We start from the raw sequence: 20,728 nt of genomic DNA, 5'->3' as shown, positions 1-20,728 counted from the left end.
GGCGAGCACGGTAAACTGGCGCATGGTCCAAGCGGTGAGTACGCCGATGAGTGAACCCACCTTCCAGATCGTGTTCCGCGGCAAGATCCTCGGCGGCTTCGACCGCGAACAGGTCAAGGCCAACCTGGCGCGCCTGTTCCGCAGCGATGGCGAGCGCATCGAGGCGCTGCTGGCCGCGCCAAAGACGGTGCTCAAGAGCGGCCTGGCGCGCGATGCGGCTGCGCGCTACCAGGAAGCGCTGCGTCAGGCGGGCATCATGGTCGCCGTGATCGGCGAGGGACCGATCGTCGCGGACATTCCAGCGCCTGTTGCCTCCGTGCCCCCGCCGGCGAGCCCGCAGGTCGAACCGCCGCCGGTACCCGAGCCCCCGTCGGGTTTGACCCTGGCCGAGGTCGGTGCCCAGTTGTTGCCGCCCCAGTCGCGGCCGCATGCTGAGTTCGACACCTCCGCACTCAGCCTGGCCGCTGTCGGCGCAGTCCTCGCGGATCATTGCCCTCAGCCCAAGCCCGAGTTCGATCTCGCCGGACTCGATCTGGCGCCGCCCGGCGACCCGATCGATCTGACACCGCGTCCGGCGCCGTTGACGATCGATACCTCAGCGCTCAGCGTCGTCGAGGTCCCGGTGCAGGCCGAGAAGCCACCCAGCGAGTTGCACAAGCTGCTGACATCACATGTCGATTGACCGGCGATCCGGAGGAGGCGCGGCCGACGACGCCCGTGGGGCTCGGAATACAGCGTAACAACGACTTTCGGGTGATTGCCACTGAGTGCCAGATCCGTCGAGAATCACGGCACCTCCACAGCCGCCCGCGAATCGTGTCCGAAGCCGACAGCAGCCCGCCCGTCAACCTGCGCCAGTTGTGCGCGCCCTTCGCCCAACCGCAGCTCGGCCGCGCCCTCTGGCAAGTCGCCAACACGTTGATTCCGTTCATCGCCCTGTGGTCGCTGATGGCCTACGGCATCGCCAGCGACTGGAACTACTTCTGGATCCTGCTGCTGGCGCTGCCCACTGCCGGCCTGTACGTGCGCCTGTTCATCATCCAGCACGACTGCGGCCACGGTTCCTTCTTCGCCAGCGCGCGCGCCAACAACACCCTCGGCGCCATCCTCGGTGTGATCACCCTGTTTCCCTACAGCTACTGGCGCAAGACGCACGCGGTGCACCACGGCACCAGCGGCAACCTGGACCGCCGCGAGTTCGGCGATGTCGATACACTGACGGTGCGCGAATACCTGTCGCGCTCGCGTTTCGGACGCTTCTGCTACCGCTTCTACCGCAGCACCCCGGTGCTGCTGCTGATCGGCCCGGCCTACCAGTTCGTCATCAAGCACCGCTTCCCCTTCGACCTGCCGCGCTCGTGGAAGAAGGAATGGCACAGCGTCTGGCTCAACAACCTGGTGCTGGTACTGGCGATCGTCGCGCTGGGATTCACCATCGGCTGGAAGGCGGTGCTGCTGGCGCATCTGCCCATCGTACTGATCGCCGGGGCCCTCGGCGTGTGGCTGTTCTACGTGCAGCACACCTTCGAGGACGCCTACTGGGCGCACCAGCAGGACTGGAGCTCGGAAGCCGCCGCGGTGCGCGGCAGCTCCTTCTACGATCTGCCGCGCTGGCTGCACTGGTTCACCGGCAACATCGGCTACCACCACATCCACCACCTGGCGGCGCGCATCCCGAACTACCGCCTGCCGGAGGCATTCAAGTCGCACCCCTTGCTGCAGAAGGCACCGCGGCTGACGCTGTGGAGCAGCCTCAAGAGCGCACGTCTGAAGCTGTGGGACGAAGACCTGCAGCGGATGGTGGGTTTCCCGTCGCGGCGCGTACGCGGCTGAGAGCGGGGCACGGGGCACGGGGCACGGGGCACGGGGCACGCGAACAGCCTCGCATGTCCTGGCAACTACGCAAGTGCCCGGTTGAACCAGTTGTGTGGACAGCGCCGAGATCGGAACTGGCGTGAGGTCTTCCCGTGCCCCGTGCCCCGTTCAGCGCAATACCCGTGGCTCCATCTCCAGCTCCACGCCGAAGCGCACCTGCACATCGGCACGGATCGCCTCGGCCAGCGCGAGGATGTCGCCACCGCTGGCACCGCCGTGGTTGACCAGCACCAGTGCGTGCTCGCCGTGCACGCCGGCCGCCCCGTGCCGCCGGCCCTTCCATCCGCATTGTTCGATCAGCCAACCGGCGGCGAGCTTGGTGCCTGTGGCTGCGGGATAGCAGGGCAGCGAAGGCCAGGCGACCTTGAGCGCCGCGGCCTGGGCCGCGGTCACCACCGGATTCTTGAAGAAGCTGCCGGCATTGCCAAGCACGGCGGGGTCCGGCAGCTTGCGCCGGCGGATCGCACACACTGCGCGGAACACGTCCATCGGCGTCGGCTGCGCGACACCGCCGGCCGCCAGCTCCTCACGGATGCCGGCATAACCCAGTTCCAGCGCCGGCTGCATGCGCAGCGCGAACTCCACAGCCACGATGACGAATCGATCCGGTTCGCGCTTGAAGCGACTGTCGCGATAGCTGAAGCCGCACTCGCCCGCCTCCAGCCGCACGAAGGCGCGTGCGTCGCGGTCCCAGGCCTCCACCGCGGCGACGAAGCGTTCAAGTTCGACCCCATAGGCGCCGATGTTCTGGATTGGCGCGGCGCCGACATGGCCCGGGATCAAAGCGAGGTTCTCCAGCCCGAAGGCGCCGTGCGCGAGCGTGCGCACCACGAAATCGTGCCAGTTCTCGCCAGCCGCAGCGCGCACCGGCAACGACTGGCCGTCCTCGCTCAACCAATCGACGCCGTGCAACTGCGGCAGCAGCACCATCGCATCCAGATCGCCCGCGATCAGCACGTTGCTGCCGCCGCCAAGCACCTCGACGCGCAGGCCCTCGCGCCCGGCCAGGTCCAGCGCCTCGACCAGCGCCTCGCGGGTGCGCGCCTGCGCCAGCAGCCGCGCGCGGGCGGTGACGCCAAAGGTGTTCAGCGCGGCGAGGTCCGCATCCCGCACGAGTTCCAGCGCCGGCCGCATCAGGCAGCCCGGCGCGCGCGCAGCGCCTCGACACATTCGCCGATCAGCGCCGGGCCGCGATAGATCATGCCACTGTAGAACTGCACCAGTTGCGCGCCGGCGGTGAATTTGGCCACCGCATCCGCGCCAGCCAGGATCCCGCCGACGCCGATGATCGGGACCCGCGCGCCGAGCCGCTCGTGCATTGCCTGCAGCACACGGGTGGCGCGCGCCATCAGCGGACGGCCCGACAATCCGCCCGTCTCGGCCGCCAGCGGATGGCCATGCAGCACCTCGCGGTCGATCGTGGTATTGGTGCAGATCAACCCGTCGATGCCCGACGCCAGCAGCACCTCGGCGATCCCGTCGATCTCGCCCGGCGTCAGGTCCGGCGCGATCTTCAGCAGCATCGGTTTGCGCTGGCGGTGCTTCGCCGCCAATTTCTCCTGCGCCTCGCGCAGGGTGCCGATGAAGCGCGCCAGGGTGGCTTCCTCCTGCAGGTCGCGCAGACCCTGGGTGTTCGGCGACGAGATGTTCACCGTGACATAGGTCGCCAGCGGATACACCCGTTCCAGGCACAGCAGGTAGTCGTCGACTGCACGCTCGTTCGGGGTGTCCTTGTTCTTGCCGATGTTGATACCGAGCACCCCCTGGTAGCGGCTGCGCTCGATGTTGCGCACCAGCGCATCGACGCCCTGGTTGTTGAAACCGAGGCGGTTGATCACGGCCTGGCGATCCGGCAGCCGGAACATGCGCGGCTTGGGGTTACCCGCCTGCGGTCGCGGCGTGATCGTGCCGACCTCGATGAAGCCGAAGCCCAGCGCCCCGAGCGCGTCGATATGCGCGGCGTTCTTGTCCAGACCTGCGGCGAGGCCGATCGGATTGGGGAAATCGATCCCGAACACGCGTGTGGGCAGCGGCTTGGGGCGCGAGGCCAGCAGCGGATTGAGGCCCAGCCGGTAGGCGGTCTCGATGGACCTCAGGCCCAGCTCGTGCGCACGCTCGGCGTCGAGGTGGAACAGCAGCGGGCGGACCAGATCGTAGAGCGACATCATCAGTCTCCCAATGGCTTCGCGTAGACCTCGAACCAGAGGTCGTCGCGGCGCGGCAGGCCGAAGCGCTCGTCGCCATAGGGAAACGGCGCGCGCTCGCCGGTCGCCGCATAGCCGCGGCGCTGGTAGAAAGCGATCAGTTCGTGGCGCATCCAGAACACCGTCATGCGCATCGCGCGCAGGCCCCATGCGCGTGCGAGCCGCTCACACTCGCGCAGGAGCGCATCGCCGACGCCACCGCCCTGCAGCTCGGGGTCGACCGCGAACATGCCGAAGTAGCCGGCACTGCCCTGGCGCTCCAGATTTGCGCACCCCACCAGCCGGCCGTCTTGCTCAGCCAGCACGATCACCGAGCCATCCTTGTCGATCGCCGCGCGCACCCCGTCCGCATCGGTGCGCTGGCCACCCAGCAGATCGGCCTCGGTGGTCCACCCGCGGCGACTGGAATCCCCGCGATAAGCCGATTCGACCAGCGCGACGATGGCGGGGATGTCGCTGGGGGTGGCGGAGCGGAAGGAGGGCGCGCCGGAGCGCTGGGCTGGATCGGACACGGTGGCGGCCAAGCAAAAAGTGAAAAGTGAAAAGTGAAAGGGAGAGCAAGCCATAGTCACCTTTCACTTTTCACATTTCCCCTTTCACTGCCCTCCGATCACCGGATACTTCTCCGCCACATAGTCCTCGATCATCCCCACGAACTCCGCCGTGATGCCCTCGCCGCGCAGCGTGGCCACCTTGACGCCGTCGACGAACACCGGCGCACTGGGGGTTTCGCCGGTGCCGGGCAGGCTGATGCCGATGTTGGCGTGCTTGCTCTCGCCGGGGCCGTTGACGATGCAGCCCATCACCGCCAGCGTGAGGTTCTCCACGCCGCGATATTGCAGGCGCCATTCGGGCATGCGCTCGCGCACGTGGTCCTGCACGGTCTTGGCCAGTTCCTGGAAGAAAGTGCTGGTGGTGCGGCCGCAGCCCGGGCAGGCGGTGACCATCGGCGTGAACGCGCGCAGGCCCATCGTTTGCAGCAACTCCTGGGCGACGATCACCTCACGCGTGCGGCTCTCGCCGGGCTCCGGCGTCAGCGAGATGCGGATGGTGTCGCCGATGCCTTCCTGCAGCAACACCGCGAGCGCCGCGGTCGAGGCGACGATGCCCTTGCTGCCCATGCCGGCCTCGGTCAGGCCGAGGTGCAGCGGGTACTGGCTGCGCCGCGCGAGCTCGCGATAGACCGCGATCAGCTCCTGCACGCCGCTGACCTTGCACGAGATGATGATGCGGTCGGCCGGCAGACCGATCTCCTCGGCGCGCGCCGCGCTCAGCAGGGCCGACTGGATCAGGGCTTCGCGACCGACTGCGGGTGCGTCCATCGGCGCGGCCGACTGCGCGTTCTCGTCCATCAGCCGCGTCAGCAGTGCCTGATCCAGGCTGCCCCAGTTGGCGCCGATCCGCACCGGCTTGCCGTAGCGGATCGCCTGCTCGACGATGGTCGCGAACTGGGTGTCGCGCTTCTGCCCGAAACCGACGTTGCCCGGGTTGATGCGGTACTTGGCAAGCGCCTCGGCGCAGGCCGGGTGCTTCGTCAGCAGGGTGTGCCCGTTGTAGTGGAAGTCGCCGATCAGCGGCACGCCGACGCTCATACGGTCAAGCTTGTCGCGGATCAACGGCACCGCCGCCGCCGCCTCCTCGGTATTGACCGTGATCCGCACCAGCTCGGATCCGGCCCGCCACAGCTTGGCCACCTGCTTCACCGTCGAATCCACGTCCGCGGTGTCGGTGTTGGTCATCGATTGCACGACGACCGGCGAGCCGCCGCCGACGGTCGACGCGCCGATTCGGACAGCGAGCGTCTGGCGCCGGGATTGCGGGCCGAAGGGCGGTGAGGCGGAAGTCATGGCTGGAAAGGCGGGGCAAGGGTCAAGGGTCGGGGGAATCACTGAACGCTGCGACCGACAGGGCGACGAGCGGCGAACGATACGGCCTGATCAGTTGAGGCTGCATCGACGCAAACCGCGTTGTTCAGGTTGCAGCGACAGGTCAGTCCCCCTGCCCCTCGCCCCCTGCCCCCGCTCTTCACACCGTCGACCAGATCTCGTCCAGTTCCGCCGCCGGCGGCGCTTCCGGGGCCGCCACGCCCGATTCCTCAATCTTCGGTCCGTAGCGGAACTGTTTGTAGGCACCGGAATTCTCGAGCATTTCGAGCGTCTCCAGCGGCTCGGACAGCGCGCGGTCCTCGATCCCCGCCGGATCCGGCAATCGCAGCAATTCCAGGCCGCCGGTGGAATCGAGGATCGAAGGCACCAGCAGTGTTGGTTGCGGGTTGCCGTCGATCGCCAGCGGTGCCAACAGCAGGCCGCGCAGGATCACGCGACTGCTGTGCGACTCGCCGGTGGCGCGCACCGCGACGGCTTCCACCCGCCGGCTGAGCAGTTGCACGCCGGCTTCCAGGCTGTCGTTGTTGCCGCCCTTGAGCCAGCGCAGCACGCCCACCATCCAGTCCGGCTCGTCGTCCTCGTCCTCCGCCGGCGCCGCCAGCGCAACCAGTTCCCCCACCTTGGCCTTGAGGCCCTCGGCGTTCTCCCAGAACAAGCGGTATCCGCCGAGGCTCTGGTCCACCACCCGGACGCGCAACAACGCCGGCACCGCGGCTTCGGAACTCGCTTGCGCCCAGGCGGCTGAGCGCTCCCGGTCGGTGACCGTCACGCCACCGCCAAGCTCAGCCACGAATTCATTGAAATCGCGCCGCTCGGCCGCGAGGAAATGCACCGCGTGCAGGCCGATACAAGTGTTCATGTGATGATCGGCGGGCAGGCGCGGGTGGCCGCGCTCGCCGCTGAAACTCCATGCGACGATCAGCTTCTCGGCCACATCGCCGGTGATCTCCGGGCCCTGCCCCATGCGACCGCGGACCGCGATGGTGCCCTCCAGCGACGACAGCATGCGCATCTGGTTGCGCAGCGACTGCACCAGCGCGGAGGTGTCGAGGCGCCAGTAGCGGCCGTCGACCTCAGCGCGAGGCGACAATGGCGGCGCGTCCGACAGGGGATCGATGACGAATGAGCCACTGGTGCCCATCTGATCGATGCGGCAATGCGTCGCCCAGATCTTGGCCGCCATCTCGACGTCGACGATCTCCTTCTGCGTGAGCCGGTAGGGATTGCCGATGAAGGTCAGCAAGGTCTGCAGGTAAACACTCTCCGGCGTCAGCGTGATGCCCTGGATCTGCGGATCGGTGACCGCCTTGTCGGCCAGTTGCGCTTCGAAAGCGAAACCGACCAGTCGATGCAAGAGCGCCCACACGCCCCCGGGAATCTCGCTGTAGGCGATGTAGCACTTCGACAATGCCTGCGAGGCATGCCCGAGCGCGCGGACCAGCGCCAGCGCCGTGCTGCGTCCGCGCAGGAACGGGACGCTGCCCTTCGGCGCGCAATAGTCGTGGACGCAGATCGCAAAACCGAGTGCGAGCTCGCGGTGGAAATCACGCATCACGGCGCCGATCTGGCGCTTCTGCAGCGGCAAGGGCAGCGACTGGCCGATGACATGGCGTTCCATGCTCGCAATCACCACCGACACCGGGTGGCGCATCTGCTCAAGGATCTCGATACGCTGGTTCGGTTCCACTTCCAGCTGATTGAGTTCCTTCAGGCCGTTGTACAGCAGGCGCGCGGTGGCGCCGCTGTTGGCCATCGGCAGCGCCTCGATCCACTGCTTGACGGCCTTGCCCGAGGTCGGGAAGGAATCGCGACCGGGTCGCTCGCGCCTGGGCAGCGCCCCCCTGAGCAACTCGAACGCCGTATCTGCCATGTGATCGACCCACCCCCCATCGGACTGTCGATGATAACCCGTGCACGTGCGCGTCTCGTTCCTCGCAAGATTCCGTTACTTCCCCGATTGCAGGCCGCGTGCACGATACCTACACTCCGCTCCCGGGGAATCGATCAGAAGGCGGGGAGCGATGGCAGACATCGTTGAGATCGCGATTGTCGGTTCTGGTCCGGGCGGCATCAGTGCAGCCGCCCGCGCAGCCGAACTCAAGGTGCCGCATGTGCTGCTCGAAGCAGCCCCGCACCTGTCGAACACCATCTTCCGCTACCAGAAAGGCAAGCACGTGATGGCCGAGCCCGAGGCTCTGCCGCTGCGTTCGCCGTTGCCGTTCACCGCGGGCAGCCGCGAGTCGATCCTGGAGGCCTGGGACCAGGGCGTTGCGCGTCTGGGCGTCAACGTGCGGCATGGCGCCGAGGTCAGCGCCATCAAGAAACAGGAAGACGGCAGCTTCGAGATCAGTATCGGCCGCAAGGACAAGGTGCTGGCGAAGAATGTGGTCCTCGGCATCGGCCTGCAGGGCAACATCCGCAGGCTGGGCGTGCCGGGCGACGATGCGCCCTTCGTGCAATACACCCTGGACGACCCGGACGAGTACGAAGCCGAGACCATCATCGTGGTCGGCGCGGGCGACGCCGCGATCGAAAACGCGGTCGCGCTGTCGAAGCAGAACACCGTCGTGGTGGTCAACCGCCGCGAGGAATTCGCCCGCGCCAAGGAAGGCAATCTGCGCGCCATCCTGAAGGCGATCGAAGACGGCGTGATCGAGTGCTACTACGGCGCCGCGCCGGAACGCGTCGACAAGCTGTCGGTGGGCCGCAAGCCCGGCCGCTTGATCCTGAACACGCCCAAGGGCCGCGCCCAGGTGCTGTGCGACCGCATCATCGGCCGTCTCGGCGCGAATCCGCCGCGCAGCTTCGTCGAGGCTTGCGGCGTGGTGTTCCCGAATGCCGACCCCTCCGCGGTGCCGGCGATCAGCGAGAAGTACGAGAGCAACGTCCCGGGTCTGTACATCGTCGGCGCGCTCGGCGGTTATCCGCTGATCAAGCAGGCGATGAACCAGGGCTATGAGGTCGTCGAGTACATCCTGGGCAACAAGGTCGAGCCCGCCGACGAGCCCCTGCTGCGCGCCAAGTTCCAGCGCATGCCCGGTTTCAAGACCGTCTCGGCCGCGCTCGAACAGGTGCAGAAGGCGGTGCCGCTGCTGGCGACGATCACCCCGCTGCAGTTGCGCGAGTTCATGATCGACTCGGACATCCGCACGCCGAAAGCCGGCGAGGTGATCTTCAAGCGCAACGACTACACCAACAGCTTCTACTGCATCGCCGAAGGCAACGTCGAGATCCTGGTCGACGAGGCCGCCGGCAAACGCGTATCGCTGGGCGCCGGTGAATTCTTCGGCGAGATGAGCCTGATCTCGGGCCGCCGGCGCAGCGCGACGGTATTCGCAGGCCAGGGCTGCGTGCTGCTGGAAACCCCGCGGCGCTCGATGACCAAGCTGATCAACTCGGTCGACGCGGTCAAGAAGCTGGTCGACCGCACCTTCGTCGAACGCGCGATCCGCGCCCGCTTCGGCGACGAAGCCACCCCGGCGCAGATCAAGGAAGTGGTCGCCGGCGCCTCGCTGCAGCGCTTCAAGGCCGGCGAGACCCTGTTCCGCGAGGGCGAGGAAGGCGATGCGCTGCACCTGGTGCGCGTCGGATCGCTGACCATTTCGCGCAACATCGGCGGGCGCGAGATCGTGCTCTCCTACGTGCCGGCCGGCAATTACGTCGGCGAGATGGCGGTCATCGGCGGCGGCAAGCGCACCGCCACGGCGCGCGCCGCGGTCGCCACCGAGACCATCCGGGTGGACCGCGATGCCTTCCGCAAGCTGATGAACCAGAATCCGCTGCTGCGGATGAAGCTGGCCAAGGAGGTCAAGCAGCGCACCGCGGAGAACATCACGATGCAGGCCGCCGCCTCCGGTGGCGACATCATCTCCTTCCTGGTTGGCCAGGGCCTCGGCGAGGCCACCGACGTGCTGCTGATCGACGAATCGCTGTGCGTGCGCTGCGACAACTGCGAGAAAGCCTGCGCCGAAACCCACGGCGGCACCTCGCGGCTGGATCGCGAGGCCGGCCCGACCTTCGCCAACGTCCACGTTCCCACCTCCTGCCGCCACTGCGAGCACCCGCATTGCATGAAGGACTGCCCGCCCGACGCGATCCACCGCGCGCCGAACGGCGAGGTCTACATCGCCGACAACTGCATCGGCTGCGGCAACTGCGAGCGCAACTGCCCGTACGGCGTGATCCACATGGCGGCCAAGCCGAAGAAGAAACCGGGCCTGCTGCAGTGGCTGCTGTTCGGCAATGGCCCGGGGCCCGGCGAATCGCCCTACGACCCCGACAGCCACGAAAAGAAGGCAGTCAAGTGCGACATGTGCAAGGACATCAAGGGCGGCGCCTCCTGCGTGCGCGCCTGCCCGACCGGCGCCGCGATCCGCATCAGCCCGGAACAACTGCCTGAATACGCCTACGCGCGGGGGCCGTGACGATGCATGACTCGATCCTCGATTACCGCGGCTTCCGCTACCTGTGGGCGGCGCTGATCCTGTCCATCGGATCGATCGTCGCCTACCTCTGGCACGACCCTATCGGCGTGCCGAACGGCGGCTCCTGGCTGGGATACACCCTCGGGACCATCGGCGCGCTGCTGATCCTGTGGCTGTTATGGTTCGGCATCCGCAAGCGCCGCTACGGACGCAACACCGGCACCACCCGCGGCTGGCTGAGCGCGCATGTGTACCTTGGCACCACCCTGATCCTGATCGCCTTCCTGCACGCCGGCTTCCAGGTGGGCTGGAACATCCACACCCTGGCCCTGGTGTTGATGCTGCTGGTGATTTTCAGCGGATTCTTCGGCGTCTACGCGTACCTGCGCTACCCCGCGCTGATGACCCGCAACCGCGCCGATTCCACCCGCACGGCGATGATCGGCGAGATCCGCGAACTCGACCAACAGGCGCTGCAGATTGCCGACAAGGTCGACAAGAGCATCCACGACGCGATCCTATCGTCGATCCAGCACACCGAGTTCGGCGGAAGCGTCTGGAAGCAGTTGCGCGCCCGCGACGACTCCAACGCCACCCTGGCCAAGCTCAAGGACGCCGTGATGCGCTCGGACGCCGGCGAGGCGCCCAAGCAGCAGTCGCAGTCCGGCCAGACCATGGTGATGATGGTCGACTTCCTCGCCAACCAGGCGAGCGACGCCCAGAGCGAGCACCTGCGCCGACTGATCGACCTGATCTCGCGCAAGCGCGCGCTCGCCACCCGCGTCGCCCGCGACATCCAGTTGCAGGCGCTGATGGAAATCTGGCTGTACATCCACGTTCCATTGTCACTGGGGCTGCTGGGTGCACTGACGGCACACGTGGTATCGGTGTTTTTCTACTGGTAGTGGCGCGTGTTTCCTGGTCGCGCTTCCGCGGGTCAGTAAAAAGTGAAAGGTGAAACGTGAAGAACACCCCGGTGGCTGAGATGTCGAAGCGCTTGCACTTTTCACTTTTCACTTTTCACTTTTCACTGCGCGCACCTTGCGCCAAGGAAGAGCCAAAGGGAGGCCGCGCGCCATGAAATGGTTCATCCGCCGCATCGTCAAGAAGGGCAAGGGCAGCGTCCAGTACGAGGAAGAGATCCACTTCGGCGAAACGCTGACGATCGGCCGTGCGGCGAATCAGGCGATTTTCATCAACGATCTGCGCGCTGCGCTCGAGCATGCACGGGTCATCGCCCTCGGCGGCGGGCGCTATCGCGTCGAATCACTGGTCGCTGCCGGCCTGCGGATGGATGGCCGCTTCGAACAGAACACCATCGCCACGGCCGGCAACAGCATCGAGATCGGCAACGTACGCATCACACTGGTCGATCCACCCGCGGATTTCGAGGCGGCGGTCGAGGTCGGCCTGGTCGACAAGGCAGAAGTCGCGGCGCGCGAGCAGTCCGAGGCACTGCCGCAGAGCCTGGCCGAGACCGGACTCAGCAAACGCCGCTGGTCGTGGGCGCTGCTGCTGCTCACGCTCACCTTCGGGCTGGCGATCCCGGTGGTGGCGCACTTCGTCCCCACCTTCCGTTCGCTGACCAAGGACGCGCCGGGACTCGGTCTGAACATCTGGGACTCAGGCTCCCTGGCCTCGGCCCACCACACCATGGCGAACGACTGCCAGAGCTGCCACGGCGAGCCGTTCAGCGTGGTCCAGGACGACAAATGCATCGTCTGCCATGCCAACACCAAGGCGCACGCGGATCCGGTCAAGTATCCATTGCCGGACATCGCGGAGGCGCGCTGCGCGCATTGCCACCGCGACCACAACGGCGACACCGGCCTGGTGCGCGCGGACCAGGAACTCTGCAGCGACTGCCATCGCAACCTGAGCGAGCGCGTGCATGGCGATACGCAACTCGCCGATGTCGGCGACTTCGGCACCGACCACCCGCAGTTCAAGGTCCTGCTGCCCGCCTGGGATGCGCAGGGCAAGTTCACCCCCAAGCGCGTCAGCATGGACACCTCCCCGCTGACCGAGCAGTCCGGGCTCAAGTTTCCGCACGCCAAACACCTCGACCCCAAGGGGCTCAAGACTCGCGACGGAACGCGGATTCTCGACTGCGCGTCCTGCCACGTCCCCGAGCCCGGTGGTGCGCTGATCGCGCCGATCAATTTCGAGCAACACTGCCAGTCCTGTCACGTGCTCGACTTCGACGTGAAGATGCCCGATCGCGAGGTCGTCCACGGCGACGTCGCGGAAGTTCAGTACATGCTTTCCGAGGTCTATTCGAAGGTCGCGCTCGAGGGCGGGTACGAGGATGAATCCGCACCGGTCCAGGTCCGCACTCGTCGTCGCCCGGGTCAGCAACCCGCCACTGCCGAAGAACAGCGCATTGCGCTCGATTGGGCGCGCCAACGTGCGCAGCAAACAACCGACAGCCTGTTCGGCAGCCGGGTCTGCGGTGTCTGCCACACCGTCACCAAGGATCCCGCAGCGACCCAGGGCGGGTGGGTCGTCGCGCCTGTCCGGGTGGCCGGCATGTGGTACGAGAAGGCCAGTTTCACCCACGCCAAGCACACCACGATGGCGTGCTCCGATTGCCATATTGCCGAACGCTCCCAGAGCAGCGCCGACCTTCTGATCCCGCTGATCGGAATTGCTGGCACGCATACCACGGAGCCGCCGTTCGCATGCCGCGATTGCCATGGTGGAGAAAAGGCCAAGCACCTGCTGGGCAGCACCTGCATCGATTGCCATGGCTTCCACGAGGCGGAGATGCCCTTGCACCCCGGAAAGACGGCAGCGAACTAAGGCCCGCGGCCCGCATTGCCGAAAGGCCGCGGCTGTGCCTGGGTCGCTTGGGCCGGAGGGCCGCGGAGCGGCTCTCCGGCGCTGTATTGCCGGGAGATTACGCGCGGGCCTACGCGTCTGGGCTTTGGGCTCGGGATCAGAGCATAGGCGTCTCGGCCCGACGGCCCCTCGTTCGAGGCGTCCATTTCAAGAGCCGCAGACTCTCGACACGCCGTGCCTTTGCCGCCAATAACCGACACCAGCAACCAAGTGCTTCAGGGCACCACCACCACCTTCCCTACCACCCGGCGCGCGGCCATGTCAGCCAGGGCTTGCGGCGCATCCGCAAGCGAGTATTCGCGCGAGATCAATGGATTGAGTGCGCCCTGGGCGATCCATCGGAGGAGTTCGCCCACGCCCTGGGCGTTCGCCTTCGGCTCGCGCTTGGCGAACTCGCCCCAGAACACGCCAACCAGCGACGCGCCCTTGAGCAACGGCAGGTTGAGTGGCAACGACGGTACCTCGCCGCTGGCGAAGCCGATCACCAGGTGGCGGCCACGCCAGGCGATCGAGCGGAACGCGGCTTCGGTGTGTGCACCGCCGACCGGGTCGAACACCACGTCGACGCCACGGCTGCCGACCAGGCGCTTGATTTCGTTGCGGATGTCCTGGGTGCTGTAGTCGATCAAGTCGTCGGCGCCATGCTGCGCGCAGACCTCGAGCTTGTCGCCGCTGCTGGCCGCGGCGATCACCCGCGCGCCGATGGCCTTGCCGATCTCGACCGCCGCCAGGCCGACGCCGCCGGCCGCGCCGAGCACCAGCAGGGTTTCGCCTGGCTGCAGCGCGGCGCGGTCGCGCAGCGCGTGCCAACTCGTCCCGTAGGCCAGCAGCAGACTGGCGGCGAGGGTCATCGGCACGCCGGGCGGCAATGGCATGCACTGGGCGGCATCGACCACGCATTCCTCGGCAAAGCCGCCGATCCCGCACAATCCCGCCACCGCCATGCCGGGTGCGAAGCCCTGCACCTCCGCGCCCACTGCGGTCACCGTCCCGGCGATCTCGGCGCCCGGCGTGAACGGCAGCGGCGGCTGCATCTGGTACTTCTTCTGGATGATCAGCACGTCGGGGAAGTTCACGCCGGCAGCCGCCACGCGGATGCGGATCTGCCCGGGGCCAGGCTCGGGTGTCGCGATCTCCTTCAGGACCAGGGTATCCGGTCCACCCCACTGTTCGCAGACGATGGCTTTCATCCCATTGCTCCTGTCATGACACATGGTGTAACACTGCGATCCCTGAGGCGACGACTCCAAGGGACCCGGCCCCGATGGCGAACAGCGAACCGGCGGTGCCACGGTTGTCGGCGCGGGCTTTCTTCGACGACGTGGCCAGCGAACTTTTCAGCCTCGATCGTGGCGTGCCCTACACGCTGTGGCAACTTTTGCGGCGACCTGGCCCGACCATCAGGCGCTATGTCGAACTGCGCGACGCGCGCCTGACCCGGCCGTTTCGCCTGGTCCTGATCTGCCTCGCCTTCGCGGCTGCGATCATGGTCCTGACCGATTTCGGTCAGGGATTCCGCCAGGGTTTCGAACTTGCGGACGCCGAATCCGAACAGCCAAGCGGTGGTGCGTTCAAGCTTGCGCTGGACGCGTTCATCGGCCACTTTGACCTGATCCTGCTCGCATGTTGGGTACCTGCGGTGGCCGCCGGGATTCAATCGATGTACCGGCGTCATGCGCTGAACTACGCGGAGGCCTTCGTCTTCGGGCTGTACGTCCTGCCACTGGCCATCCTGATCGCGCTCCTGCTGACCGTATTGCTGGGCGCCGGGCTCCCGATGCCGATCTGGTTCATGGTCATCGGCGTCTTCGCGCCCGTGGCCCAGGCCGCTCATGGCTACTTCCGCCCCGAAGGCGAGCGATTGTGGCGGGCGTTGATGGCTGCCCTGCTCGCCGGCTTTTCGCTGCTGGTGCTGATGATCGCATTGCTCATCGCGCTGACCCTGCTGAAGTACGCCGGAACCTGATTCAGAACCACGCATCCTGCATCGCATAGGCGCTCGGCTCGGCCTGCTGCACCAGCCGCGCGGCGTGCTCGGCGATCGGCAACTCGGTTGCAAAGAAGTAGCGGCAGGCCTGCAGCTTGCCGCGGTAGAAATCGCGGTCCGACTCGCTGGCCTTCGCCAGCGCGCGCAGTGCGACATCGGCCTGCCACAGCCACATCCAGCCGATGACGAGGTGCCCGGCCAGGGTCATGTAGTGCGCGGCGTTCGCCAGCACCAGGCGCACATCCCCCGCAGCCATGCGCGCGCCGGCCTCGCGTGTGACATTCGCGGTGAGCCCCGCCAGCCCGCCGAGCTGCTGCGCCAGTCCGCGCAGTTCCGCGTGGTTGCCGGCCTGGTGGCACAGCCGGCCGATCTCCGCCAGCAGCAGTTTGAGCGCAGCGCCGCCCTGCTGCATCGCCTTGCGCCCGAGCAGATCGAGCGCCTGGATGCCGTTGGTGCCTTCGTGGATCGGGTTGATCCGGTTGTCGCGATAGCACTGCTCCACCGGGTAGTCGCGGGTGTAGCCGTAGCCGCCGAGGATCTGGATCGCCAGTTCGTTGGCCTTCAGCGCGTAATCCGAGCCCCAGGCCTTGATGATCGGCGTCAGCAGCTCCAGCAGCAGATGGCTGTCGCGGCGCACCGCCTCGTCCGGATCGTGCGCGCGGTCGACCAGCATCGAGGCGTGGAAACCGAGCAGCTGCGCGCCTTCGACATAGCATTTCTGCTGCAGCAGCATGCGCCGCACATCGGCGTGTTCGATCAGCGCAACCGGTGGCGAGCTCGGGTCCTTCTGGTCCGGATGGCGGCCCTGGCGGCGCTCGCGGGCGTACTTCAGCGAGTACTGGTAGCCCACCGAGCCCTGCTGCACCGCGCCCATGCCGACGCCGATGCGCTCCTCGTTCATCATGTGGAACATGTAGCCGAGGCCGTGGTGCGGCTCGCCCACCAGTTCGGCGTAACAGTCGCCCTGCTCGCCGAACTTGAGGAAGGTGTTGACGCTGCCGCGCTGGCCCATCTTGTGATTCAGGCCCGCCAGCGCGACGTCGTTGCGCGCGCCGCGGCTGCCGTCCTCGTTGACCCGCCAGCGCGGCACGATGAACAGGCTGATTCCGCGCACACCGGCGGGCGCGCCATCGATCTTCGCCAGCAGCAGGTGGACGATGTTCTCGCCGAGCTCGTGGTCGCCGGCCGAGATCCACATCTTCGCCCCGCTGATGCGGTAGCTGCCATCCGGCTGCGGCGTCGCGCGGGTCTTGATGTCGGATAGCGACGAGCCCGCCTGGGGCTCGGACAGGCACATGGTGCCGAAGTAGCGCCCTTCGACGATCGGGCGCTCGTACAGGCGCCGCTGGCGCTCGGTGCCGTAAACCGCGAGCAGATTGGCCGCCGCGCGCGCGAGCGCCGGATAGGCGATGGTGCCGGCGTTGGCTGCCGAGAACATCGCGTCGCAGGCCTGCGCCACCACGAAGGGCAGCTGCATGCCGCCGGCATCGAAGTCCGCCAGCGCGGCGCAGAAACCGGCCTCGTTGTAGGCCGCCACGCCCTCGCCGATCTCGGGGATCAGCTCGACTTTGCCGTCGACCATCTTCGGCTCGTTGAGGTCCGATTTGCGCGCGTGCGGCAGGAACTTCTCTAGCGCGATCTGGTGCGCCAACTCGATCGCCGCATCGTAGGTCTCGCGGTTGTGCGCGGCGAAACGCGGGTAGGCCGACAGCCGGCCCACATCGAGCACCTCGTGCAGCATGAAGTCGAGGTGGCGGCGGTCCATCAGCGGGCTCTGGCTCATGCGGCGGGTCCTCGACAGTGATGAGTCATTCTTGCGACTTGACTCATTGTGCGTCAAGTGTACGATGTGTCTACGCCCTTCCACTGCCATCCGAGATGCCGCGAACGACCACCCGCCTCGCCAGTGCACTGCGCGAACCGGCGCCGGCCCGGCCCACGCCGCTGGACCTGTTCGCGCTGGCCAGGCGCACCTGGCTGGCGGGCGAACGGGTAGACATCGGCGCGCTCGCCGCGCGCCTTAGCATCGGCCGCGCCACTGCCTTCCGCTGGGTCGGCAGCCGCGACTTGCTGCTGGCCGAGATCCTGTGGTCGATGTGCGACAAGTTGATGACGCAGGCCGCGCAGCATGCGGGCGATCGCCACGGCGCCGCGCGCATCGGCGCGATCTGCGCCTACGCCGTGCGCACCATGGTCGAATTCCGCCCCCTGCGCCAATTCGTGCGCCAGGACCCCGAGTACGCGCTGAAACTGCTCACCAGCAAGCTCGGCCCGGTCCAGGGCCGCGCCATCGAACGCGTGCGCGCGCTGCTGGCCGACGAAGCCGCCACCGGCCGCTGGAAGCCGCCGCTCAGCCTCGACACCCTCGCCTACCTGATCGTCCGCGTCTGCGAGTCCTTCGTCTACGCCCGCGTCATCAGCGACCAGGCCCCGGACGTCGCCGAAGCCGGCGTCGCGGTGGAGTTGCTGTTGTCGGGGCGGGTGGAGGCAGCAGGAAGCGGGGCAAGGGGCGGGGGGCAAGGGGACGAGCCTGGGGCTCCGACCAACGAGTGACGCTCGCCCTGCCCCATGCCGCCGTATCGCCCATCATGCCAGCCAACTACGTCCCCTGACCCCTGCCCCGCCTCTCATGACCACCCACTCCCGCAGCACCGCCCGCATCGCCGTCCTCACCCTGGCCAACCCGCCGGTCAACGGCCTCGGGCATGACACACGCTCGGCACTGGCCGCCGGGATCGACGCCGCGCTGGCGGATCCGGAGATCGTCGGCATCGTCATCCATGGCGCGGGCAAGGTGTTCTGCGGCGGCGCCGACATCCGCGAGTTCGATTCGCCGAAGATGCTGGCCGAGCCGAACCTGCACCAACTGATCGCGCAGATCGAAGCCAGCCCGAAGCCGGTGGTGGTGGCGCTGCATGGCGTGTGCATGGGTGGCGGCACCGAGCTGGCGTTGGGCGCGCACGCGCGAGTGGCCCAGCGCGGCACCCAGATCGGGCTGCCGGAGGTCAACATCGGGCTGGTGCCGGGGGCCGGCGGCACCCAGCGTCTGCCGCGCGCGGTGGGGCTGGAAACCGCGCTGCAGATGATCGTGTCGGGACTGCCGCGCAAGGCCGAGCAACTGGCCGCCCTGCCCGGCCAACGGCTGCTGGCGGCGGTAACCGACGGCGATCCGCTCGAAGCTGCCATCGCCCAGGCGCAGGCGCTCGCGGCGAGCGCCGAGCGACCGCAGCTGCGCGACGTGGCGGTCGACACCGGCGGCATCGACGCCGACGCCGTCCTCGCCCAGGCGCTGGCCGCTACGCACCCGGGTTTCCCGTCGCAGGCACGCTGCGTGGATTGCGTCGCGGCCGCGGTGCGTGAGCCCATCGACCAGGGCCTGGCTTTCGAGGGCCAGACCTTTGTCGCGTTGCTGGCCACGCCCGAATCGCGGGCGCTGCGGCATGCCTTCTTCGCCGAGCGCGCCGCGGCAAAAATCCCCGACGTGCCCGAGGACACGCCTGCCCGCAAGCTGCGCAAGGTGGGCGTGATCGGCGCCGGCACGATGGGCGGCGGCATCGCGATGAGCCTGCTCAATGCCGGACTGCCGGTGACCCTGCTGGAGGCCAGCCAGGACGCGCTGGACCGCGGCCTGGCGACGATCCGCAAGAACTACGAGGGCAGCGTACGCAAGGGCAGCCTGAGCGCGGATGCGCTGGCGCAGCGACTGGCGCTGCTCACGCCCACGCTCGAATACGCAGACCTGGCCGACTGCGACCTCGTCATCGAGGCCGTGTTCGAGGATTTCGAGGTCAAGGCCGCGGTGTTCCGCCGCCTCGATGCGGTCGCGAAGACCGGCGCAATCCTCGCCAGCAACACCTCGACCCTGGACATCGACCGCATCGCCGCGGTGACCACGCGACCGCAGGATGTGGTCGGCCTGCACTTCTTCTCGCCGGCCAACATCATGAAATTGCTCGAAGTGGTGCGCGGCAGCGCCACGGCGAAGGACGTCCTGGCCACTGCGATGGCGCTGGCCCGGCGCATCGGCAAGACCGCGGTGGTCGCCGGCAACTGCGACGGCTTCATCGGCAACCGCATGATCGAGCAATACAGCCGCCAGGCCGGCTTCCTGCTGGAGGAAGGCGCGCTGCCGGCACAGATCGACGCCGCGATGGAGCGCTTCGGCTTCGCCATGGGCCCCTTCCGCATGAGCGACCTGGCGGGCAACGACATCGGTTGGGCGATCCGCAAGCGGCGCGCCATCGAACGGCCGGAGCTGGTCTATCCGGCGATCTTCGACCAGCTGTGCGAGACCGGCCGCTTCGGCCAGAAAACCGGCGCCGGCTGGTACGACTACCTGCCCGGCGACCGCAAGGCGCACCCGAGCGCGCTGGTGGACCAACTGGTCATCGCCCACTCGCAATCGCTCGGCCTCGCGCGCCGCGAGATCAGCGACCGCGAGATCATCGAACGCCTGGTCTACGCGCTGGTCAACGAGGGCGCCGCACTGCTCGCCGAAGGCCACGCCAGCCGCGCCAGCGACATCGACGTGGTCTACCTCACCGGCTACGGCTTCCCGCGCTGGCGTGGCGGACCGATGCAGTACGCCGCCGAGGTCGGGCTGGAGCGAGTGGTCGCGGCGATGCACGCTTTCCAGTCGGCCGCGATCGACCGTGCGCGTCGCGATTCCTGGCAACCGGCGCCGCTACTGCTCGAACGCGCCACGCAAGGTCGCGGCTGGAACGGGCGGTAGCGCAACGGCTGGGGTTGGTTTGAGTTGTTCGTGTTGGAAGAGAGTCCCGGCCGCCCCTGGCGGTGCGCTTGTTCGCGCATCGAACCGTGACTCTCGCAAGATCGCGGACTGTGTTCTTGGACGCAAAGGACGCAAAGGACGCAAAGGAAATCAAACGCGATACAGCGCTGGGGTATCCCCGGCACTTGCTGTCTTTGCGTCCTTTGCGTCCCTTTGCGTCCTTTGCGTACTCAATCACAGGGTCGTCGTTTCGCACGGGCTGAAAATGTATGAAATTCAACACCTTGGCGCATGTTCGGTGAGTCCCGGTCGCCCCTGGCGGTGCGCTTTTTCGCGCATCGAACTTCTTCGCGACCCGCGCCACTTTTCTTGTCCGCAAAGGACGCAAAGAACGCAAAGGAAGCGAAAGCGGTTTCCGCTCTTCTTTGCGTCCTTTGCGTCCTTTGCGGACAAACTGCTCTTCAGATCAATGAGTTATCGGATGTTCGGTGAGAGCCGCGGGGCGCGGGCTACTCGCTATTGCCAAGGCCGACAACCAACACCGGCTGCGGGTATGAGTTGGCGGCGATCCGTCCTGGATGCGGGGCTCTTGACCTACGAAGTGCGTCGTACGATTCTTGCCGCGGTCGCTGCCGGAGGCGCGTGATGCGTACCATCTGCCTTGCCGTGATGCTTTCGGTGGGACTCGCCGACGTACCGGCCTGCAACCTCCCGCACGAACCGATGGCGCGCAGCGCGGTGAAGGCCACCCAGGTCGAGCCCGCATGGTGGGTGTCCCC

The 20,728-nt window shown here is 67.2% G+C and carries 15 protein-coding genes; 8 read left to right on the top strand and 7 right to left on the bottom strand.

Going from position 1 to position 20,728, the window contains the following annotated elements:
* Nucleotides 1-46 precede the first annotated feature (46 nt).
* Complete coding sequence (locus tag IPK27_07175) at nucleotides 47-682, top strand: hypothetical protein (protein ID MBK8067402.1); 636 nt, start codon at nucleotides 47-49, stop codon at nucleotides 680-682.
* Nucleotides 683-816: 134 nt separating this feature from the next.
* Nucleotides 817-1,833 carry a fatty acid desaturase gene (locus tag IPK27_07170; GenBank protein MBK8067401.1) on the top strand — a complete coding sequence of 339 codons (1,017 nt, stop codon included), beginning with the start codon at nucleotides 817-819 and terminating at the stop codon, nucleotides 1,831-1,833.
* A 150-nt stretch (nucleotides 1,834-1,983) separates the two neighbouring features.
* Here the strand turns inward: IPK27_07170 and murB are convergent, their stop codons facing one another.
* From murB to IPK27_07145, 5 genes are all read right to left on the bottom strand, one after another.
* Nucleotides 1,984-3,009 (bottom strand): UDP-N-acetylmuramate dehydrogenase, encoded by a 1,026-nt coding sequence (gene murB / locus IPK27_07165; GenBank protein ID MBK8067400.1) that lies wholly within the window; start codon nucleotides 3,007-3,009, stop codon nucleotides 1,984-1,986.
* Nucleotides 3,009-4,040: a quinone-dependent dihydroorotate dehydrogenase gene (locus IPK27_07160; GenBank protein ID MBK8067399.1), complete on the bottom strand. Its 1,032-nt coding sequence runs from the start codon at nucleotides 4,038-4,040 to the stop codon at nucleotides 3,009-3,011. Before IPK27_07160 ends, murB begins: the two co-directional genes overlap by 1 nt.
* A 2-nt stretch (nucleotides 4,041-4,042) precedes the next feature.
* Nucleotides 4,043-4,645 carry a GNAT family N-acetyltransferase gene (locus IPK27_07155; protein ID MBK8067398.1) on the bottom strand — a complete coding sequence of 201 codons (603 nt, stop codon included), beginning with the start codon at nucleotides 4,643-4,645 and terminating at the stop codon, nucleotides 4,043-4,045.
* A gap of 30 nt (nucleotides 4,646-4,675) precedes the next feature.
* Nucleotides 4,676-5,926 (bottom strand): flavodoxin-dependent (E)-4-hydroxy-3-methylbut-2-enyl-diphosphate synthase, encoded by a 1,251-nt coding sequence (gene ispG / locus IPK27_07150; GenBank protein ID MBK8067397.1) that lies wholly within the window; start codon nucleotides 5,924-5,926, stop codon nucleotides 4,676-4,678.
* A 178-nt stretch (nucleotides 5,927-6,104) separates the two neighbouring features.
* Nucleotides 6,105-7,835, bottom strand: coding sequence for a hypothetical protein (locus IPK27_07145; GenBank protein MBK8067396.1), 1,731 nt, complete (start codon nucleotides 7,833-7,835; stop codon nucleotides 6,105-6,107).
* Between the two features lie 151 nt (nucleotides 7,836-7,986).
* Here IPK27_07145 and IPK27_07140 point away from each other — a divergent pair, with 151 nt between their 5' ends.
* The 3 genes from IPK27_07140 (at nucleotide 7,987) to IPK27_07130 (ending at nucleotide 13,191) form a co-directional block, all read left to right on the top strand.
* The gene (locus IPK27_07140; protein ID MBK8067395.1) at nucleotides 7,987-10,389 is read left to right on the top strand and encodes a cyclic nucleotide-binding domain-containing protein; all 2,403 of its coding nucleotides are present in this window, start codon (nucleotides 7,987-7,989) and stop codon (nucleotides 10,387-10,389) included.
* Between the two features lie 2 nt (nucleotides 10,390-10,391).
* A complete protein-coding gene (locus IPK27_07135) occupies nucleotides 10,392-11,294 on the top strand; it encodes a hypothetical protein (GenBank protein ID MBK8067394.1) in 903 nt (300 codons plus the stop codon).
* Nucleotides 11,295-11,466: 172 nt separating this feature from the next.
* The gene (locus IPK27_07130) at nucleotides 11,467-13,191 is read left to right on the top strand and encodes a hypothetical protein (protein ID MBK8067393.1); all 1,725 of its coding nucleotides are present in this window, start codon (nucleotides 11,467-11,469) and stop codon (nucleotides 13,189-13,191) included.
* A gap of 254 nt (nucleotides 13,192-13,445) precedes the next feature.
* Here the strand turns inward: IPK27_07130 and IPK27_07125 are convergent, their stop codons facing one another.
* A complete protein-coding gene (locus tag IPK27_07125; protein MBK8067392.1) occupies nucleotides 13,446-14,420 on the bottom strand; it encodes an NADPH:quinone oxidoreductase family protein in 975 nt (324 codons plus the stop codon).
* 74 nt (nucleotides 14,421-14,494) lie between these two features.
* Here IPK27_07125 and IPK27_07120 point away from each other — a divergent pair, with 74 nt between their 5' ends.
* On the top strand, nucleotides 14,495-15,196 hold the full coding sequence (locus IPK27_07120) for a DUF3667 domain-containing protein (GenBank protein ID MBK8067391.1): 702 nt from the start codon (nucleotides 14,495-14,497) through the stop codon (nucleotides 15,194-15,196).
* A 1-nt stretch (nucleotide 15,197) separates the two neighbouring features.
* Here the strand turns inward: IPK27_07120 and IPK27_07115 are convergent, their stop codons facing one another.
* Nucleotides 15,198-17,000 carry an acyl-CoA dehydrogenase gene (locus IPK27_07115; protein ID MBK8067390.1) on the bottom strand — a complete coding sequence of 601 codons (1,803 nt, stop codon included), beginning with the start codon at nucleotides 16,998-17,000 and terminating at the stop codon, nucleotides 15,198-15,200.
* A gap of 95 nt (nucleotides 17,001-17,095) precedes the next feature.
* Here IPK27_07115 and IPK27_07110 point away from each other — a divergent pair, with 95 nt between their 5' ends.
* The gene (locus tag IPK27_07110; protein ID MBK8067389.1) at nucleotides 17,096-17,770 is read left to right on the top strand and encodes a transcriptional regulator; all 675 of its coding nucleotides are present in this window, start codon (nucleotides 17,096-17,098) and stop codon (nucleotides 17,768-17,770) included.
* 76 nt (nucleotides 17,771-17,846) lie between these two features.
* The gene (locus tag IPK27_07105; protein MBK8067388.1) at nucleotides 17,847-19,949 is read left to right on the top strand and encodes an enoyl-CoA hydratase/isomerase family protein; all 2,103 of its coding nucleotides are present in this window, start codon (nucleotides 17,847-17,849) and stop codon (nucleotides 19,947-19,949) included.
* The last annotated feature ends 779 nt before the right edge of the window (nucleotides 19,950-20,728 follow it).

Source organism: Rhodanobacteraceae bacterium (genome assembly GCA_016713135.1).
Lineage (GTDB): Bacteria > Pseudomonadota > Gammaproteobacteria > Xanthomonadales > SZUA-5 > JADKFD01.
The sequence above is the reverse complement of the archived record's forward strand: the minus strand, read 5'-3'. Positions and strand labels throughout refer to the sequence as shown.

Coding starts and splice junctions, on each gene's coding strand:
- IPK27_07145 (MBK8067396.1), bottom strand. CDS start 7,835: ATGGCAGATACGGCGTTCGAGTTGCTCAGGGGGGCGCTGCCCAGGCGC.
- IPK27_07135 (MBK8067394.1), top strand. CDS start 10,392: ATGCATGACTCGATCCTCGATTACCGCGGCTTCCGCTACCTGTGGGCG.
- IPK27_07175 (MBK8067402.1), top strand. CDS start 47: ATGAGTGAACCCACCTTCCAGATCGTGTTCCGCGGCAAGATCCTCGGC.
- IPK27_07130 (MBK8067393.1), top strand. CDS start 11,467: ATGAAATGGTTCATCCGCCGCATCGTCAAGAAGGGCAAGGGCAGCGTC.
- IPK27_07120 (MBK8067391.1), top strand. CDS start 14,495: ATGGCGAACAGCGAACCGGCGGTGCCACGGTTGTCGGCGCGGGCTTTC.
- IPK27_07155 (MBK8067398.1), bottom strand. CDS start 4,645: ATGGCTTGCTCTCCCTTTCACTTTTCACTTTTCACTTTTTGCTTGGCC.
- IPK27_07125 (MBK8067392.1), bottom strand. CDS start 14,420: ATGAAAGCCATCGTCTGCGAACAGTGGGGTGGACCGGATACCCTGGTC.
- IPK27_07160 (MBK8067399.1), bottom strand. CDS start 4,040: ATGTCGCTCTACGATCTGGTCCGCCCGCTGCTGTTCCACCTCGACGCC.
- IPK27_07105 (MBK8067388.1), top strand. CDS start 17,847: ATGACCACCCACTCCCGCAGCACCGCCCGCATCGCCGTCCTCACCCTG.
- IPK27_07110 (MBK8067389.1), top strand. CDS start 17,096: ATGCCGCGAACGACCACCCGCCTCGCCAGTGCACTGCGCGAACCGGCG.
- murB (MBK8067400.1), bottom strand. CDS start 3,009: ATGCGGCCGGCGCTGGAACTCGTGCGGGATGCGGACCTCGCCGCGCTG.
- IPK27_07115 (MBK8067390.1), bottom strand. CDS start 17,000: ATGAGCCAGAGCCCGCTGATGGACCGCCGCCACCTCGACTTCATGCTG.
- IPK27_07140 (MBK8067395.1), top strand. CDS start 7,987: ATGGCAGACATCGTTGAGATCGCGATTGTCGGTTCTGGTCCGGGCGGC.
- ispG (MBK8067397.1), bottom strand. CDS start 5,926: ATGACTTCCGCCTCACCGCCCTTCGGCCCGCAATCCCGGCGCCAGACG.